Raw genomic sequence first — 18,372 nt, forward strand, 5'->3', positions numbered from 1 at the left:
CTTAAACTGCCTGAAGCTGCCTAAACTGCCTGCACAGCCAGCTAGGGCAGCGCAGCCAACTGGGCTAGCGCAGCCAGCCGAAGCCTAGTAGGTAGTTCTCGACGTCTAGAACGTCCTCCACGGTGGCGTCACTACCCAAAACGGTACGGTGCGCGTCGGCGACGTCGCTCGTCGTGGCTGGGATTAGGTCCTGGTCGAACAGCTCCATCACAACGCGCTCCACGGCCGGAGTGCTATCCAGCACCTCAAGCCCAGTCGCGGTGGAGCTCGAGAATACTGTAGAAACCTTGCTCAAGATCTCACTGAAGGTCATCATTGGGCTCACCTCTTCGCTTTCAAGTTGAATGGTGCCTTCGTACTGCGGTGCTCAATACAAATACCGCAGTTGTTACAACGATTGAATCTACCAACAAATTCCCGAAAATCCACTTTTTGTCTAAAAAACCTCAAAAGGCCAGCAAGGTGACCTAAGTCACCCCGCTGGCCGAATGTTTGCGGCTGTGGGCCCAAAAGCTCCTTTCAGCCTAGTGGTGGCCACCCATTCCCGGGAACAGGTTCCAACCGAAGTAGTGATTCAGAGAGTCCTTCGCGACCCACACGATGGCCAGGACGATCACGAACGCCAGCACCGCGTAGACGGTCCATCCCAGAACTTTCATCTGGGTAGAAGCTTCGGTATCCCCGACAATCACGCCGTTGTCGTCGCGAATCGGGTCACCGGTCATGCAGCGCATACCCAGAGAAAACAGGATCGGGATGCCGGCACCGAACAGCAGCGCCAAGCCAGCTACTCGGATGATGGCCTCGAAGATTTCAGCAACAGTCATTGTTCTTCACGCTTTCTGTGTTTGTTTGTGGCGAAGTTGCGCGAGGCTTACTTGCCTGTGTTGCCTGTGCCACCTAGACCGGGGTGCTTCGGATCTGCGACGACCTCGGCGACAGTGTTGGAGGGGGAGGGGTAGCCGGCGCCGACCATCTCCGGGTCGTGCTCGGTGGTGGGCTCGCGGTCGGTGGTCTGGGCGGCAACAGCGGTGGTGCCGGTCTTGATGGAGGAGTCAACGGACTCTGCGTTCGAATCCCACTCGTCATTAACGTTGTTCGCATCGACCGGGTTCATGCGAGCGCGGATCACAATCAGGACGGTCATGGCGATCAGCAGGATAAAGTCGACGATCACGCCGCCCATGGTGTTGGTCATCTTGGACACGCCGGTGGCGATCCACCAGGAGACAAAGCCGACGACCGCGGCGCAGGGCAGGGTGATCAGCCATGCGGCAACCATGCGCATTGCCACGCCCCAGCGAACCTCAGCACCCTTACGGCCCAGACCGGTACCCAGGATGGAGCCGGTGGAAACGTGGGTGGTGGACAGTGCCATGCCGCCTGCGGCGGAGGTCAAGATGATGGCGGCGGAGCTGGACTCTGCGGCCATACCTTGCGGAGACTCGATCTCCACCAGGCCCTTGCCCAGGGTGCGGATCACGCGCCAGCCGCCGGACAGGGTGCCTGCCGCGATGGCCACGGCACAAGCTACGATGACCCAGGTTGGGATGCGGGCTGCCTCGTCCGCGGATCCCGCGGCAACGAGAGCCAGGAAGATCACGCCCATCGTCTTCTGCGCATCACCGGCACCGTGTGCCAGGGACACCAGGCAGGCGGTGACGATCTGGCCATGGCGGAAGTGTTCGTTCTTCACCTTGTGCGGGATGGTGTTGGTCACCCAATAGATCATGAATGTACCGACCGCGGAAACCATTGCCGCGATGAATGGGGAGGCCACTGCCGGGACAATGATCTTGCCCATGATGGAACTCCAGGCAACACCGCCGGTACCCAAAGCGGCGAAAGCCGCACCGATGAGGCCGCCGAACAGCGCGTGGGAGGAGCTGGAGGGCAGTCCCAACAGCCAAGTGAACAGGTTCCAGAAGATACCACCGATCAGGCCGGTGAATACGACAAGCAGCAAGGCATCGCCGTCACTGCCGCTGGCTAGATCATAGGAATCGAGGTTGACGATGCCCTTGGCGACTGTTGCAGCCACGTTGACGGAGAGGAATGCGCCGACCAGGTTCAGAGCAGCAGAGATGGCGACTGCCGTGAACGGCTTCAGCGCACCGGTAGCGATGGAGGTTGCCATCGCGTTGGCCGTGTCATGGAAACCGTTGGTGAAGTCAAAGGCCAGTGCGGTGAGCACCACAATGACCATGATGATGAGTGTCGTTGTCACGACTGTGACCCCTTACATTAAGTAATTCTTATTACTGGCGGTGAATTCGGAATGGGCCAGTAGCCAAACACTCGAATGGCTCCTGCGGGGTTCCGACAGGAAATTAAGCTACTCCGCCTCCTAATGCTGAACAACACTGCGGAGTTCAGCCCCGCCCTATCTTTGAATTCCCTTATCCGCCGATGTTTTAGCTGGTAGAAGGAATTTTCTTGACGCTACACTCCGAAACTTATCGCATTGATTAAGCACCCCCGCGCCAACTCAAGCTAAAAGATTCATTCCCCCGCCGGAAATTGTTAACCTTGCGTTCATATTAGACGGGGTGACCCGAGGGTGATTGATAACTCAATCTTTAGCCCTTATCGGAAACCTATTGATGTATTAGAGTGCTAACCAAACGTTCTACTGATGTTTTTGACGTAACTCACGGGAGCCGACCATGAACTCCAACAAACCAAACTCCAACAACGCACCATCCGGAAAGTCCGGTGGCGCAGCCGGTGGAACCAATTCCACTGGAACCCCTGCCACGGTTGTGGCAGCTTCACCGGATCCGGTCGACTCCCGCCCCGGCGGTATCGGCCTACTCATGACCGTGCTGATCACCGCGGCGGTCGCGTTCCAGCTGAACGCCTCCATGCTCTCGCCGGTGCTAGCCACCATGGCCCGCGAGCTGAATACTGACGAGGCCGCCACGGGGCTCACCCAGACTGCCTTCTTCACAGGTGGCGCCATGTGCGGCCTATTCCTGCCACGCCTGTCGGACATTGTTGGCCGCCGGAAGATCCTTGTCATCATGCTGGGTGTGATGTCCCTCGGCGGACTCATCGCCGCGCTGGCGCCCAACATTGGCGTACTAATGGTCGCCCGCGCGATGCAGGGCATCGCCGGCCCCACAATCCCCATGACCCTGATCATCCTGCGCAGCCAGGTCAAGGAGGAGGTCCGACTGGGCACCCTCATGGGACTGCTCGCAGCCATCAACGGCGGCGTCGCCGGTATCGACGTGATCCTAGCCGGCTGGATGGCGGAGCACTGGGGCTTCCGCTCCGTCTTCTGGCTCATCGCCATCATCGGCACCATCGCCACCCTGGTCATTGCTTTCGGCGCGCCGGAGTCCAAGCCGTCGGACAATGTGAAAATGGACTGGGCTGGTGCTGCCCTGCTGGTGGTATCGGTACTCTGCATCACGTTGGGCGTCAACGAGGCAGGCAAGGCCGGCGAAGCAAACTGGCTGTACGTCATCGCCATGTTCATCGTTGGCGCGATCGTCTTCCTGGCCTTCTGGAAGTACGAAAGCCGCCACGATCAGCCACTGGTCGCTCCGATGTACCTGGCCCGTCGCCACACCTGGGCACTGCTGGCCACCACGGTTCTGACCATGACCGGCGTGTTCGCAGCAGTCAACGGCCTGGCTATCTCCCTGGCTCAGAACCCGGATGCAGGCTTCGGCCTGGAGGCCGACAAGGCCTCCCTGTGGCTGCTGACCCCCTACGCCCTCATTGGTTGGGCCGTAGGACCCTTCGCCGGACGCTGGGCACCGAAGGTGGGCTACGGACGGCTGATCATCATCGCCAACATCGCCAGCGCGGCTCTCATGCTGGCCTTGGCCTTCGTCGGCGTGCACTCCCTGCCGGTGCTGATCATCACCGTGATCCTATTGGGCGTCACCTACGCGGGTATCGGCAACATCGTCATCAACAACCTGGGTGTGGTGAACTCCCCGAAGGATAACGAGGGCTTCCTGCCCGGCATGAACTCCGCCGCCTTCAACCTGGGCGCAGGCGTGTCCTTCGCAGTGCTGCCGGTCTTCCAGGTCGCAGGCTCCCCCCAGGGTTCGGACTCCGCCGCCGGTTACGTCACCGCGTTCATCGTCGCAGCGGTGATCCTCGGCATTGCCGCGGCCGTGGCGACACTGATCCCGAAGCAGACCGTCGCGGAGCTCGACCGCGCCATCGTCTAGTTCACGCAGGCGCCCAATCAGCGTCCGTTAGGCGCCCAACCCACCCTCGCTTGATCCGTTCTGGACGGTTAGGGGTCGCGGGGGCGGGGGCGTCAATAGAATAAAAGCCCATGGCAGAGAAACAGTCGCTATGGCATCGCATCATTAATTACCGGCCGGACTTCCTCATTGTCCTGATCGTCATCGCAGTCGTGACGGCGATCATTGTGCCCGTGCGCGGCGAGGCGGCGGATGTCGCCAACATCATCACGAAGGTCGCCATTGCGTTCCTGTTTTTCCTCTACGGCGCGCGCCTATCGCCGCAGGAGGCCCTGAAAGGCCTCATGCACTGGCGGCTGCACCTGCTGATCATGGTGTTCACCTTTGTGGTCTTCCCACTGATCGGCGTGGCGATGATGCCGCTGAAGGCGGTCATCGGAAACGAGCTCTACCTGGGCATTCTCTTCTGCACCCTCGTGCCTTCAACGGTGCAATCCTCCGTCGCATTCACCAGCATCGCGCGCGGCAACGTAGCCGCCTCGATCGTCGCGGCCAGCGTCTCTAGCCTTCTGGGAGTGCTTTTCACACCATTGCTGGTGCTGTTGCTGATGTCTTCTTCGGAAGGCTTTCATATTGACGCCACCACGTTCCTCGACATCGGAGTCCAGCTACTGCTTCCATTTGCCATCGGCCAGCTGCTGCGCAGGTGGGTGTATAAATTCGCGGCCTCCAAGGCGACGAAGAAGGTGGACCAGATCTCCATCGGCCTGGTGGTGTACGTCAGCTTCTCGGAGGGCATCGTCTCCGGCGTGTGGAGTTCCGTCAACTGGCTGACGATTTTGGGCCTGGTGCTGGGGTCCATCGCGCTGGTGCATCTGATGCTGGGCGTTACCAGCGTGACCTCGCGAAAGCTGGGCTTCGACTATGCGGACCAGGTGGCCATCCAGTTCGCGGGCACCAAGAAGTCCCTGGCCTCGGGCCTACCGATGGCGGCAGTGATGTTCGGCGGGGCGAGCCTCGGCATGATGATCCTGCCGCTGATGATCTTCCACCAGGTACAACTGGTGATCTGCTCCATGCGCGCCAGCTCCTACGCCGCGCGCTTCCCCGAGGGCGGGAAGACCACGGGCGCGCACACCTGGTAGAAGCTCGGGCTTACGCGGGCACGGAGCCTGCCGCGCACTTGCCGCACTATTCCGGTTTCTGCAACCGCTTCACGTAACCCATACGCGGACGGAAACCCGCCGGATGCTTCATCTGCGCCACCGCGTCAGCGATCACCAAGCGGAAGCGTGGCTGCATCGGCGGCATCTGCGAAATCGAATACCAGCCCACCTGCGTCGACTCGTCATCGCCAATCACCGGCTCGTCGTTGAACTCGCCGGTCTCGGGGTCGGGAATCACTGTGCAGCGGACGGTGGTGTCCACGTAGCTGGTGACGTCTCCATTCGGGTACTCCACCGGGCCGACCTGGCCTACACCCAGCAGCGCGTCCACCTGCACGTGCAGGCCGGTTTCCTCCCGCACCTCGCGGATTGCCGCCAGGTGAGGTTCTTCCCGTGGGTCCACAATTCCCGTCACGGGAGTCCACTGACCATCGTCGGCCCGCTTGACCAACAGCACCTCCGGCACGGCCCAGATAGGCGCGTCCTCCGGAACGTCCCGGATGACAATGGCCGTCACGCCCGGCAACCATAGCTCGTCGTGGCCAATCTTCTTGCGCAGTTCAACGATAAAATCTGGGGTCGGCATGGGCGCCATTCTACGGTGCTGGGGCTAGGTGTGGCGGGGGAGGGGGCGTCAAAAAACAAGGTTCACCAGCACCAGATACAGCACCGTGCCCAACAGGATCGACAACGTGGCCGAACGGCGCCATAGATGCAGGGCAACGGTGAAGACCAAAGCGATGCCGACCGCCGCGAGACCGCCAGGCGCATCCGCCTGGCCAGAGACTGTGTAGACGACTAGGAGGGTCATCACGCCAACGGGCATGGCCAGACCCAACCAGGCGACCAGGTCGGATTCGCGGAAGAAGCGCAGGGCAGCGAAAGGCAGGCCGCGCAGGCCGAGAGTAACCAGGAAAACCGAGCCGAGGATCGCCAAGGTAGGGCCGAGCTCCACTCCCTCTGGAAGGCCCGCGGCGGCCTGCAGGTGTACGGCGGGCGCGGCAAGCGCGCCAGTAGTGGCGGTCAACTACCCCACCTCCCGGGAGGCAGCGTTTTCCGCGCCGACCTTCAGCCGTAGCGCGCGGTCCAGCGGCGGGCACAAGAAGCGCACGATGAGGCTCACGAAGTACAGGCTCATGCCGATCATCAGCATGTTGTCCGGCGAGACCAGCAGGCCCACGGCCCCACACAGCGCCGCCACAATCGGCAGGGAAAGGTCCTTGTAGCTCACGAAGGCCTCGATCGCCAACACTGTGAACAGGGCGATCAGCGCAAACTCCATGCCCTGGATCTCGAAGGGCAAAGCACTGCCGAACAGCGCTCCTAGCAAGCCACCGCCGACCCAGCCGATCTGAAGCAGAATCTGCACCGCCATCACGCGGGCGGTCGACCACTTTGCGTCGCGCCGGGCGGCGAGAATCGCATACGTTTCATCCGTCAGCGCATAGATGCCATAGGCCTTGGCCAGCCAACCGCGCACCTGGGCGATGGGATAGTTCAGGGCGTAGAACGCGTGGCGGAAGTTCACCAGGAATCCGTAGAGCGCCGCGCTGAGCGGCCCCACACCACCCGTGACCAACGAGACCGCCAGGAACTCCATGGAGCCCGCGTAGATGACGAAGGAGAAGATCGGCGCCCACCACCATGCGAAGCCGACCTGGGTGATCAACAGGCCGAAAGCTAGGCCCAGCGGTACCATGCCCAAGGCCACGGGCCAGGCGTCGGCGATCCCGGCGCGCCATTGATCGTTTCTGGCGTGACGTGTGGTGTTCGGGGCCATCTAGTTGCGCTCCGGGTGGCTTGCCCAGGTTGCGAACAGGTTTTTGGGGAACGGGCTGTTCTTCATAATCTGACGCCACGTCTCCGCCGGTCGATCCGTGAACACATCTTCTGCGGTTGCGGCTTGGAGGTCAGCGATCCCGGAATCCAGCCAGCCACGCACGTCAGTGGCACGCAGGAGGACGTAGCTGTGGAAGAGGCGTAGGCCGCACAGCATGGAGGGGTCCACGTGGCCGACAACCTGCGCTACCTGCTCGTCCACACTGGGTGCCTCTTCGGCGGTGCTGATCAGCATGAACTGTCCGCGCGCGCCGAAGCGGGTGGGGGCGGGGGCTTCAGGGCTACTCGGGGTAGGTAGGTTGGTGGCGTCCAGCTCCAAACGGTCAGTGTCTAATAATCCGACGGCGAGCACGACGGGTTCGTTGTCGCCACCGATGAAGAAGACCTTCGGCTTGGTGAGCTTGTCCGCCAGCGCGGGCAGGTGGTTGGCGACGGCTTCGCTGCTCATGAGCCCCAGGCGGACAGCCACGATGGTGGCGCCGCTGGCCTCCGGGCTATCACCGGCCTCCAGATTCTCCTGCACTTCCAGCACCAGTAGCGCGTCTGCCCCGGGCAGCCCCGGCACGGCAAGCACGCCGGGCGAGGTGCCGAAGGCATCCACGAACGCCTCCAGGTGCACAGGGTCGATGTCCGCTGTGTCGAGGTAGCCATCCGGGTCCACGACCGCGGCTGGCGCCTGGAAGATCACGTCGCCGGGCTGCACGTTGAACTGGTCGTTCATGCCGTTCGGCTGCTGGTCAGCGCTCACTTTTGCGCCCCACCTTTCTGTTCGTCCCACCATTGTTTCAGCGCGGCGATGGCGTCCTCACGCTCCATCGGCCCGCGATCCAGCCGCAGCTCCTTCAAGTACGCCCACGCCTTGCCCACATCGGGGCCGGGCTTGAGGTCCAGGATCTGCATGATCTCGTTGCCGTCCAGGTCGGGGCGGACGGCAGCGAGGTCCTCCTGCTCCTGCAGCTGCTCGATGCGCTTTTCCAAATTGTCGTAGGTGCGCTGCAGCCTCTGGGCCTTTCGCTGGTTGCGGGTGGTGCAGTCTGCACGCACCAGCAGGTGCAGCAGTGGCAAAAGCTTGCCGGCGTCGTTGACATAACGGCGTACGGCGGAGTCGGTCCAAGTGGATTCGTTGTTGTCCTTTTCCCCTGCGCCACGGCGAGCGTCCTGGTTCTGCCCCTTGCCCTGAGTGTCCGCGTAGCCGTGGAAGCGCATGTGCAGAAACACCAGCTGGCCGATGTCCTGGACGTGCTGCTTGGAGTACTTGAGCTTGCGCAGGCGACGGCGGGTGATGCGCGCACCGACAACCTCGTGCTGGTGGAAGGTCACCGCGCCGGATTCAGTAAACGCCCTGGTGTCGGGCTTGCCGATGTCGTGCAGCAGCGCGGCCATGCGCAGTTCCAGCGAGGGCTCCAGCCCGCGCTCGGCCTCCAGGTTCACGGCGTTGCGAAGCACCTTCAGCGAGTGCCAGTACACGTCCTTGTGCTGACGATGCTCGTCTTGCGTGAGCTTCAGAGCCGGCAGCTCCGGCAGCACGTGGTCAGCCAGGCCGGTCTCAACCATCAGGTCCAGCCCCACCCATGGCGCCGCGCCAAGCATCAGCTTGTTCAGTTCAACAGCCACGCGCTCGACGGTGATGCGGCTGATCTGCTCGCTCATCGCCGCCATTGCTTCCTTGACTCTCTTTGTGACGCCGAATTCCAGCTGCGAGACGAATCGGCAAGCGCGGAGCATGCGCAGTGGGTCGTCGTTAAAGCTGATCTCCGGGCTGTCCGGGGTGTCCAGCACTCCGGCCTGGAGGTCTTCGAGGCCGCCTAGGGGGTCGCGGAGCTGGTGGTTTCCATCAGGGGAGAGTTCCAGTGCGATGGCATTAGCGCGGAAATCGCGGCGGATGAGGTCTCCGTCGAGGCTGTCGCCGAAAGAGACCTCGGGGTTGCGGGACTGGCCGTCGTATTGGTCGGCGCGGAAGGTAGTGATCTCCAGGATCTGGCCCTTGACCAGCGCCGATACGGTACCGTATTCAATGCCCGTGTCCCACACTGTCTCTGCCAGAGGCGTGACAATGTCGACGATGGCCTGCGGCCGGGCGTCGGTAGTGAAGTCCAGGTCGTGGGAGAGGCGCCCCAGTAAAGCGTCGCGTACCGACCCGCCGACGAGGTAGAGGCTGTGACCGGCGTCTTGGAAGGCCTGGGTGAGTGGCAAGAGGTCACGGTCTAGTGCGCGCAGGGAGGTAAAGGCCTCCTGCAGCATGCCTTCAATGGTGCGCGGCTTCTCCGACGCGGCGGCCTGCGCAGATTCCGAGTTTGCGGGGGAGGGGGCGGATTTCGTCACGCTGCCAGATTCTACTAGCCCCCTCCGACGTGCCAACTGCCCCCTCATGACCGCCCGGACAGACGTCCAACCCCTTAGAAACCTCCCGAACGGGTGCCAAATGTCGTTAGAACGGGAATGCGCAAGGCATCATCTGCCGCCCCCAGAATTCACAACTCTCTGACCAGGCGCTTTGCGTTACCGACAGTCGATTTCAATAACGCATTCCCGTTCTAACGACATTCACCCGTTTGGACCCCCAAGATCCGCGCCAGATCCCCCATGAGTCGGTGCTCACAACACCAATGCACGGGCGGCATCCGCAACTAGCTACGCATTCGGCTGTATTCCTCTGCATTCCACTGCAATTCGCCTCCATTCAGTTCCATTCGCCTCCAGTGGCGTCCTTTCGCTGCCATTCAGTTCCACATTGTGCAGATAACCGTCTATCGTTATCAGAATGAGTGGAAACGACAGCACCGGAAACGGCACGCCCCGCCGCCGGCGCCGCCGTTCCAGAAGAAAGCACCGCCCTGGCAACGGCCAGCGCGGCCAAAACTCCCAGCAGCAAGGCTCCCAGGCCAGCCAGCGCAGCCAGAACAGCCAACAGCAGCGCGGCCAGAACTCCCAGAACAGCTCCAACCAGGGCAAACGCAAGAGCAACCGGAACCAAACCCACCGCAGGAAGGGCGCCAGCCCCAATAGTCGCAACCGCCAACGCAGCCGCAACAACTCGCGCCCGCGCTCTTTCGACGAGCACTCGAGCCTGCCGACCTCCGTGGAGACATCCGCGGGCGGCCTGGTGCTTTCCGGCCTGGCGGAAGCAGTGCAGCCAAATGGCGAGGTTGATTTCTCCGCAATCTACGTAGCCCTTATCGGCCGCCTGGACCGCCGCGGCAGGTTGCTGTGGTCCATGCCGAAAGGGCACATTGAACCCGATGAATCCCAGCACGCCACCGCCGAGCGCGAGGTGTGGGAGGAAACGGGCGTGGCCGGGGAGGTCATCGCGGACCTCGGCACCATCGACTACTGGTTTGTCTCCGAGGGCATCCGCATCCACAAAACCGTCCACCACCACCTGCTTCGCTACGTCGATGGCGACCTGAATGACGAGGATCCAGAGGTCACCGAGGTCCGCTGGCTGCCCGTCAACCGCCTGATCGAGCACCTGGCCTATGCTGACGAGCGGCGCCTTGCCCGCCAAGCTTTCGACAGTCTCGCTGACCTGGCGCGCGCGGAAGCCGAAGCTGGCCGTGCCACGCCACGCTAGAGATCACTAACGGATTGCCAGCCCAGACTGTTAGAACTAATAGCGATCAACAACTACTAATCACGAGCTACCAATTGCTTAGGTGAGCGCAATGTCTAGATTCCCCCACGCCTGCACGGCGATTGGTGTTTCTGTCGCGCTCTGTGGCCTTTTTGCCCTGCCTGTGGCCCCGGCGGTTGCCGACCCTATTAAGGACGCCCCCTCGGCCTCCTCCACCCAAAACTCAGCCCAGGGGCGGGCCCCGGACTCCACCAACCCCGCGGTTAGCGAAGACTCCACCTGGGCCAACCCGCTTGCCCGCGCGACTGATCCGCAGCAGGACGTGGACCTGGAGATCATCGGCATCGGCACTGCCACCAACTCCAACACTCAAGCAGGCGGCCAGACATATACCCTGCGCATCCGCAACGACCGCTCGCATGCCTTGAGCAATCTTTCACTCACCTTGTTCTATCGCTCGGCCGCCACCGCCGCGGAGGTGCGTGTCGCGCAGCTTGCCAACCAGGGCGAATACTCCCTCAGCAGCCAGCCTCTGCAGCTCGATGGCACCCTCAGCCCCGGCGAAACGCGCGAGGTTACGGTCACCGTCCCCGCCGCTGGCACCCCCATCGACTCTTCTCATGACGCCCCTTCGCCCCAACCGCTGAGCCTCCCGCCGGATGCTTTTAAGGAACCCGGCGCATATCCCCTGTTGTTTAGCCTGAGTGGCCTAGACACGAACCCGGAGGCATCCGGGCAGGAGAGCACGCAATACCTGGCGGTGGCGCGAACTACGCTGAGCGTGAGGGCGTCCACAAGAAAGGAAGAACAACCCAGCACCCCGGTGACGGTCGTGTATCCGCTGGCGGGGCAGACGTACATGGCGGCAGGCCAGACGGGCGATGCCCCGAAGCGGCGCCCCGCGTTTGTGACGAAGGACGTGCTAGCGGCCGAGGTCGCCGAGGGCGGCAGGCTGCGGGGACTGCTGGATGCGTACCGCGAGGCGAAGTCGACCAAGCTGAAGCAGGCGACGTGCATCGCCATTGACCCGGAACTGCTGGACACAGTAAATCGCCTGGCCGAAGGCTATTTCGTAGGCGAGCGTACGCCCGACCCAGTGGAGGAGCCGCAGCGACTGCGCGACTCCTGGGACGAGATCCTGGGAGGCAAGGAAGTGGACGCCCAGCACATGCCCGGCAATGCGGATGCGAAGAAATGGATCGCTGACCTGCGGGAAGTGGTGCAGAACAATTGCTCGGTAGCGCTGCCTTACGCCGGGGCGGACATCAATGGACTCTCACAGGTGGATTCCGACTGGTTGCGCGTGCGCGCCCTGGGCACAGGTGCCGGGGTGATTCAGCGGATCCTGGGCGTGGTTCCGACACAGAACGTGGTGATCCCGGACGCCGGCTATGTTTCCCCGGAGGCGCAGCAGGTTTTGGCTGCGGGGATCAGTAAGGCTCCGGAGGGTGTTGAAGCAATTGAGCCCGACCAGTCGCGCCGGTTTGAGCAGACCGTGCAGGGTAAACCGGCAATTCCGCAGGTTGGGCACGTCACCGCTCTGGTTGCGGATAATACGGTGAACGTCGAGCAGCCGGCGGCAGCGCCGACCTCGGGCACGGAGGGCAAAGAGGGCACGGAAGGCGCGAAAGACACAGCCTCCGACACACCTAACCCCACCGACGAAGCATGGAACGAACGCCTGGTGAACCTCCCCGGCGCGCAGCTCCCCGGTGCACGGACCACAGGCACCGCGCTGACGTACTCCGCGGACCTCGGCACGGTGCTCAAGGCCACCGGCGAACACCCGGAAGTCTCTGCATATTCCAATCCTGACCTGCGGTTTAACCTCGCTGACGATAGCGCTGCAGCCCGTCTGGCTAGTGCGCAAGCGGTGCTGAACCTGGAGCTTGACTCCGGCCGCCCGACCCTCGCCGTCCCACCTGCCGCTTGGTCCGTGGACAAGGCTCAGGCCAGTAGCTTCCTACAGACCATCAGCCAGCACCTCGACGATCACTCGGCCACTCCCGCCCCGCTGCCGGAGGCCGTGAAGCCTCGAGGCATCGACCTGGCGGATGTTGGCTCCGGCAGCACCACGGTGCCCTACGCCGACCCCGGCGAATACTCCTCGCCTTATCTCGGAACGGTGGCGGATACCGCTCGCAAGCTGCGAGAACTTACGTTGTTTATGCAGAATGATTCTGCCATTGCGTTGACCCGCGAGGGCTTTACCAACCCCCTGTTTTCCGATCTGCTGCGCGGCCTTTCCACCTACCGCAAGCGCGAGCGCGGCCAGGTGGACGTCCTCCGTGAGCAACTCGGCACCAACCTCACTCGCGTGGGGCAGGTCACCTCCCAGTTGCGTCGGTCTATCAGCTTGCTGCCGCCGGGCAATGTCTTTACCCGCACGTCTGATTCCTCGCCGTTGCTGGTTGTTGCGCGCAACGGGCTGCCCCTGCCGGTGACCGCCGCGGTTGGTTATTCTTCTGACGCCCACACGGACGTCACCGTCCACGTGGATTCCACGGCCTCGCCGACGATCCCGGCCAAGGGCTCCATCACTTGGTCGCTAACCACCGATATTGAGGATACATCTGAGCAGGTCAACCTATCTTTATGGCTGGCGACCACCAGTCAAGATGGCAAGGGTGATCTGCAGGAAGGCACCCGAATTTCGGATCCGGTAGAGCTGCGTGTGCAGTCCGTGCCGGGACTGTCCTCCCGCGGAGTGACCATCATCGCCGTGCTTCTGTTAGGCATCGGCGCGGCGGGCAAAGTTTTGTGGGATCGCCGGAGTGGCCTCGCTTCTAAGCGCAATGCGGCCACTCCGCTGCGGCCCGCTCCACGCCCGCAGGAAGGCGATCAAAACTAGACACGCCCAGTACTCCGTTAGGGAATGCACGGTTGTTGCATAAAGATGGAGTAGTGACTTCTGAGCAAGAGAGGGAAGACCAACCGGCTAGCCCCTCGGCCGGACAGCGCGGACGTTTCCGTGCGACCCAGCCGCCGGCGCTAGCGCCGAAGAAAGACCGCGCGAAGACTGAGATGTCGGCGGGCGGGCACGGGGCGTCACAAAGCCCTGCCGAGGTAGCCCCAACCTCCCGTAACGGACAGGGCAGCCAGAGCGGCCAGGGCGGCCAGAGCAATGGTGCCCACAACGGCAGCGACGCTGCCGCGGTCCAGGGCGCTAAGTCCACCGCGGCAACTGCGGGCACCGCTACCGCAGCCAGTGCGAGCGCCACCGCGACCGCAGCCGACGAGCCGACCGGCAATGGCGCGAACACTGGTGGCAACGCAGGCAGCACTGGCAACAGCGGCACCGGTGGCAGCACAGACGGCCAGAGCCAAAAGCAGAGCGACGAGCAGATCGTCCGCGCCGGCGGCTCCATGGCCATCGCCACCTTAATCAGCCGCATCACGGGATTCCTGCGCACGGTGTTCATCGCCTCCGCGCTAGGCGGTGCGGTGGCCAGTGCCTTCAACACGGCCAACACACTGCCGAACCTGGTGACCGAGCTGGTGCTCGGCGCGGTGCTGACCTCCCTGGTGGTACCCGTCCTGGTGCGCGCCGAGAAGGAGGACGCGGACCACGGTGAAGCGTTCATACGAAGACTCTTGACGCTCACGTTCTCGTTGACCTTGGTCATCACCCTGGTCTCCGTGGCGTGTGCGCCACTGCTGGTGCGCATGAGTCTGGATTCCGAAGGCCACGTGAACATCGGCATGTCCACGGCATTTGCCTACCTGGTGTTGCCGCAGATCATGTTCTACGCCATGTTTGCCGTGTTCATGGCGATTTTGAACACCAAGGGAGTGTTCAAACCCGGCGCGTGGGCGCCTGTGGCCAACAACGTGGTCACGCTCGCCGTGCTGGGCTTGTACATGTTCCTGCCGCGGGATACGAAGCTGCAGCCCACGGACAACGTCACCATTACCGACCCGCATGTGATGCTGCTGGGTCTGGGCACCACTGCGGGCGTAGTGATGCAGGCGCTGATTATGGTGCCCTTCCTGCGCAAGGCCGGGATTAACTTGCGCCCGCTGTGGGGGATCGACGAGCGCCTGAAGTCCTTCGGCGGCATGGCCATCGCCATCGTGGTGTACGTGGCCATCTCTCAGGTCGGCTGGCTGCTGAATAACCGCATCGCCTCCGACACGTGGGAGGTCGCGCCGACCATCTACATGCAGGCGTGGCAGCTGCTGCAAATGCCTTATGGCGTGATCGGCGTGACGCTGCTGACGGCCGTCATGCCGCGATTGTCCCGCAATGCCGCGGAAGGTGATGACAAGGCCGTGGTGCGCGACCTGACCGTCGCCTCGAAGCTGACGATGCTGGCGATGGTGCCAATCATTGTGTTCTTCACCTGCTTCGGCACCTTGATATCCGCCGCGTTGTTCGCCTACAAGGAGTTCTCCCTGGAGGACGCGAACGTGCTGGGCTGGACCATCAGCTTCTCCGCGTTCACCCTGATCCCCTACGCCCTGGTGCTTCTGCACCTGCGCGTGTTCTACGCCCGCGAGGAGGTCTGGACTCCCACCTTCATCATCGCGGGTATCACCGCGACAAAGTTGACCTTTGCCTACATCGCCCCGCAGATCGCCACCGAGCCGCGCCTGGTTGTGGTGCTGCTGGGTGCGGCCAATGGTCTGGGCTTTATGGCCGGTGCAATCATTGGTGACCGCTTGCTACGGCGTTCACTGGGGGACCTGCAGTTCCGCAAGGTGACGATGACGGTTCTGTGGGCATTGGGATCCTCTCTGATCGGTGCGCTCGTCGCCTGGCGGGTGGACGTGCTGCTGACGCACTTCGCCTTCCAGACGCTCGCCAACCCCTGGTTCATCATCCGCCTGCTCATCGCTGGCGTGCTGTTCCTTGGCGTAACCGGGCTGATTCTGGTGCGCGCCCCATTGCCGGAGATCCAGACTCTGGTGGGCGCCCTGTCGCGCATCCCGGGTATGTCGCGGGTTCTACCTTCTCGACGCCCACTTCCCAGCGACGAGCAACCCAACGAAGAGGACCAGTCCCGTCGCCTGTCAGCCCAGGAGCTGGCCGCCCGGGAGGCCATTGCTCTGGACCACATGATGGCCGGCGTAGCACTGCCGCCACTGGCGGCCGGACGGGTACGCGGTCCGCGACTGGTGCCGGGTGCTCCGCTGTTGGAAGGCCGCTACCGTCTGCTTGCCGACCACGGCGGCTGGTCGGCCGCCCGCTTCTGGCAGGGCCGCGAGTTGGCCACCGGCGACATCGTGGCTCTGACCATCATGGATCCAGTGGCCTATGCCCGCTCGCAGGTTTCCCCTGGAGTATCCGTGCCCGTCAACGGCGTGGAGGTGGCGCGTGCGAAGGACGAGATGCTGCGCCTCTCCGCGAAGCTGAAGCAATTCGACGTGCCGGGTATGGCGCAGGTCAACCGCGTGATCGACTACGGCAACCTGGTAGTCATTGTGTCGCGCTGGGTGCAGGGATCCCCGCTGACCACCGTGGCGGAGAGCAAGCCTGAGCCGCTGGCGGCGGCCTTCGCCGTATCTTCGCTAGCCGACGCTGCCGCGCAGGCCGAAGACAGTGGTACCTCGCTGGGCTTGGATCACCGCGACCGCGTGCGCATCGGCACCGACGGCGCGGCTGTGCTGGCCTTCCCGGGTGTGCTGCCGAACGATGACACGGCACAGGATGCACACGGCGTGGCCGTGGCGCTTCGCCTCCTGCTGGAGCACGTCCCTTACGAGGAGGTGCCGGAGGACCTCACCCGCATCTACAAGAAGATCCACGAACTCGACGGCGAGAAGGTGGGGCCCGAGGACCTACGCAAGGTTGCGAAGGATCTCCGAGAGCTAAAGGCCGGTGGCCTGGCGATCGAGGAGGATCAAACCCCGGACCCGAGCGCTAAATCCGGCTTCGGAGCCCGCGGCAACCGCCCGGTGGGCATGGCAGCCGCCGCGGCCATCGCTTTCGTCTCCGTGTTGGTTGTCGCCGCGCTGGTAGCGGCGGTGATCAGCGTGGTCGGCGGCGACCGGAAGGATTCGCCACTGTCCACCGACTCGCTGCGCCAGGGTGCGCAGGCCGTCCGCGGTGTGGACCCGGCGGAGGTTCCTCTAAGCCGACCCCTTGAGTGGCTGCCCGCCGACGTGAACTGGCCGCTGGACCGCCCGGACTTGGCGCGTCTGATCACCGACGGGGACCCAGAGACGTTCTGGCAGTCCAACCCCGCCTCCGTGCAGCTCGGTGGCCAGCCTGGCACCACAAAGCCCGGAATTGGCCTTTTGATGACGCTGCCTGAAGGCACTGCGCTGTCTCAGGTTCAGCTACGCGGCTTAACCCAGGGAACCACACTGGAGCTGCGATTGGCGCAGGCGGATAACAACGGCAAACTCGGATCTCTGGACCAGACAACGCTGCTGAAGAGCGTGCAGGCAGACTCCACCGATGTGACCGTGGATCTGGCCGGCATGGGCGCAGACAGCCCCGGTACCACCGGTGGTTCCAGTTGGGACAACAACCGCGAAGGCTCTTCCTCCACGTCGACTGAAAGTGCAGACGGGAGCGGCGACGGCGGCAGTGAAAAGGGAAGTGAGAAGGGCAAATACGATACCGACAAGGTGAGCGCCGCCAAGGGCAATCGCCTGCTGATCTGGATCACCGGCCTGCCCTTGCCGAAGCCCGCCACGCTGGCGGAAATTACCGCCGTCGGTAACTGGCTGGACCAGACCAGTGACGAAAACTCCGGCGCTGGCGAAGGCGGTATCGGCGGGGCCAACGACGGGGCCAACACGGAAGAAAGCTCCCGCCCCACACGCTCCGTACAACCAGTCGGATAGTCGGTCAGTAAGCCCACATCCCCTTAGCGCATTACGGCGCCTGCCTCAACTGTGAAGTTCACAATGAGGCAGGCGCCGTTCTCAGTTATCCACAGGTCCAAGACTAAAGACCCACAACCTGCCCCACCGATGAATAAAGTGTGAGGCAAGGGGGCGGCATGGCTCCCGACGACACACTAGGGGGAAGATGATGCTGGGGGCGTCACAAAATACAAAGAACGACACACGGCCAGCGCAACAAACTGACCATGAACTGCTGCGCGGCCACAACGATGGGCAACCCGGCGCGTTCCGCGAGCTGATCGACCGCCACCAGCGCACATTGTGGTGGGCAGTGCGGCGAGTCAACGTGCCTGAGGGCCACCAAATGGACGTTTACCAGGAAGGACTGCTGCGCGTGCACCGTTTCGCAGCGCGCTTCAACGGAGATCGCTCCGCCAGCGTAAGCACCTGGATGGCCACCATTATGCGCAACGCGGCGCTTTCATATATGCAGCGCTACAGTCGCGAGGCACAGCCGGGACGCGAAGACTTCAACGAATGCACGCGAACCTTGCCCGCGCGGGGAATGCGGGAGGAATCCACCGTCGCCCGACTGGATGTCCACCGCAGCCTGCGACGACTCTCGCCCGAAATGCGGGACGTGATGGTGCTGACGGAGATTCGAGGCCTAAGCGAGGCAAAAGCCGCAGCGCAACTGGGGATCCCCGTTGGTACTGTGAAGTCGCGGAAGAACCGGGCAAAGCGCATGATGTACGAACACCTCGGTGGGGCAGAGGAATACGGGATGGCCGTGGCCGGTTAAACTGGAGTGAACAACATCTCCGACCTC

The 18,372-nt window shown here is 62.9% G+C and carries 14 protein-coding genes; 6 read left to right on the forward strand and 8 right to left on the reverse strand.

Going from position 1 to position 18,372, the window contains the following annotated elements; translation table 11 throughout:
- Window positions 1–64: 64 nt before the first annotated feature.
- From CJEIK_RS11185 to CJEIK_RS11195, 3 genes are all read right to left on the reverse strand, one after another.
- A complete protein-coding gene (locus CJEIK_RS11185) occupies window positions 65–316 on the reverse strand; it encodes a hypothetical protein (RefSeq protein WP_005292504.1) in 252 nt (83 codons plus the stop codon).
- A 208-nt stretch (window positions 317–524) separates the two neighbouring features.
- Window positions 525–827, reverse strand: coding sequence for a hypothetical protein (locus tag CJEIK_RS11190; protein WP_005292506.1), 303 nt, complete (start codon window positions 825–827; stop codon window positions 525–527).
- 47 nt (window positions 828–874) lie between these two features.
- Complete coding sequence (locus CJEIK_RS11195) at window positions 875–2,227, reverse strand: inorganic phosphate transporter (RefSeq protein WP_034964119.1); 1,353 nt, start codon at window positions 2,225–2,227, stop codon at window positions 875–877.
- A gap of 589 nt (window positions 2,228–2,816) precedes the next feature.
- Between CJEIK_RS11195 and CJEIK_RS11200 the strand changes: the two genes are divergently transcribed.
- Both CJEIK_RS11200 and CJEIK_RS11205 read left to right on the forward strand, forming a co-directional pair.
- Window positions 2,817–4,190, forward strand: coding sequence for an MFS transporter (locus CJEIK_RS11200; RefSeq protein ID WP_005292510.1), 1,374 nt, complete (start codon window positions 2,817–2,819; stop codon window positions 4,188–4,190).
- Between the two features lie 110 nt (window positions 4,191–4,300).
- Window positions 4,301–5,314 (forward strand): bile acid:sodium symporter family protein, encoded by a 1,014-nt coding sequence (locus CJEIK_RS11205; protein WP_005292512.1) that lies wholly within the window; start codon window positions 4,301–4,303, stop codon window positions 5,312–5,314.
- Window positions 5,315–5,360: 46 nt separating this feature from the next.
- Here CJEIK_RS11205 and CJEIK_RS11210 read toward each other — a convergent pair whose 3' ends face one another.
- Genes CJEIK_RS11210 through CJEIK_RS11230 form a run of 5 tightly spaced genes read right to left on the reverse strand, consistent with a single transcriptional unit; the run spans window position 5,361 to window position 9,544 of the window.
- On the reverse strand, window positions 5,361–5,921 hold the full coding sequence (locus CJEIK_RS11210; protein ID WP_034964123.1) for an NUDIX hydrolase: 561 nt from the start codon (window positions 5,919–5,921) through the stop codon (window positions 5,361–5,363).
- A gap of 48 nt (window positions 5,922–5,969) precedes the next feature.
- Window positions 5,970–6,362, reverse strand: a complete 393-nt coding sequence (locus tag CJEIK_RS11215; RefSeq protein WP_005292516.1) for a branched-chain amino acid transporter permease — start codon at window positions 6,360–6,362, stop codon at window positions 5,970–5,972.
- A complete protein-coding gene (locus tag CJEIK_RS11220) occupies window positions 6,363–7,115 on the reverse strand; it encodes an AzlC family ABC transporter permease (protein WP_005292518.1) in 753 nt (250 codons plus the stop codon). It abuts the gene before it with no gap.
- Window positions 7,116–7,922 carry a hypothetical protein gene (locus CJEIK_RS11225; protein WP_005292521.1) on the reverse strand — a complete coding sequence of 269 codons (807 nt, stop codon included), beginning with the start codon at window positions 7,920–7,922 and terminating at the stop codon, window positions 7,116–7,118.
- Window positions 7,919–9,544 carry a CCA tRNA nucleotidyltransferase gene (locus CJEIK_RS11230; RefSeq protein ID WP_005292522.1) on the reverse strand — a complete coding sequence of 542 codons (1,626 nt, stop codon included), beginning with the start codon at window positions 9,542–9,544 and terminating at the stop codon, window positions 7,919–7,921. The genes CJEIK_RS11225 and CJEIK_RS11230 overlap by 4 nt, the downstream gene beginning before the upstream one ends.
- Before the next feature lie 391 nt (window positions 9,545–9,935).
- On the opposite strand from CJEIK_RS11230, the gene CJEIK_RS11235 reads away from it, so the two are divergent.
- The 4 genes from CJEIK_RS11235 (at window position 9,936) to CJEIK_RS11250 (ending at window position 18,345) form a co-directional block, all read left to right on the forward strand.
- The gene (locus tag CJEIK_RS11235; protein ID WP_005292524.1) at window positions 9,936–10,745 is read left to right on the forward strand and encodes an NUDIX hydrolase; all 810 of its coding nucleotides are present in this window, start codon (window positions 9,936–9,938) and stop codon (window positions 10,743–10,745) included.
- Window positions 10,746–10,836: 91 nt separating this feature from the next.
- On the forward strand, window positions 10,837–13,596 hold the full coding sequence (locus CJEIK_RS11240) for a hypothetical protein (RefSeq protein WP_005292525.1): 2,760 nt from the start codon (window positions 10,837–10,839) through the stop codon (window positions 13,594–13,596).
- Between the two features lie 173 nt (window positions 13,597–13,769).
- Window positions 13,770–17,540: a murein biosynthesis integral membrane protein MurJ gene (locus CJEIK_RS11245; protein ID WP_005292527.1), complete on the forward strand. Its 3,771-nt coding sequence runs from the start codon at window positions 13,770–13,772 to the stop codon at window positions 17,538–17,540.
- A 187-nt stretch (window positions 17,541–17,727) separates the two neighbouring features.
- Window positions 17,728–18,345, forward strand: a complete 618-nt coding sequence (locus CJEIK_RS11250) for an RNA polymerase sigma factor (protein WP_005292529.1) — start codon at window positions 17,728–17,730, stop codon at window positions 18,343–18,345.
- The last annotated feature ends 27 nt before the right edge of the window (window positions 18,346–18,372 follow it).

Source organism: Corynebacterium jeikeium (assembly GCF_028609885.1).
Taxonomy (GTDB): Bacteria; Actinomycetota; Actinomycetes; order Mycobacteriales; family Mycobacteriaceae; genus Corynebacterium; species Corynebacterium jeikeium.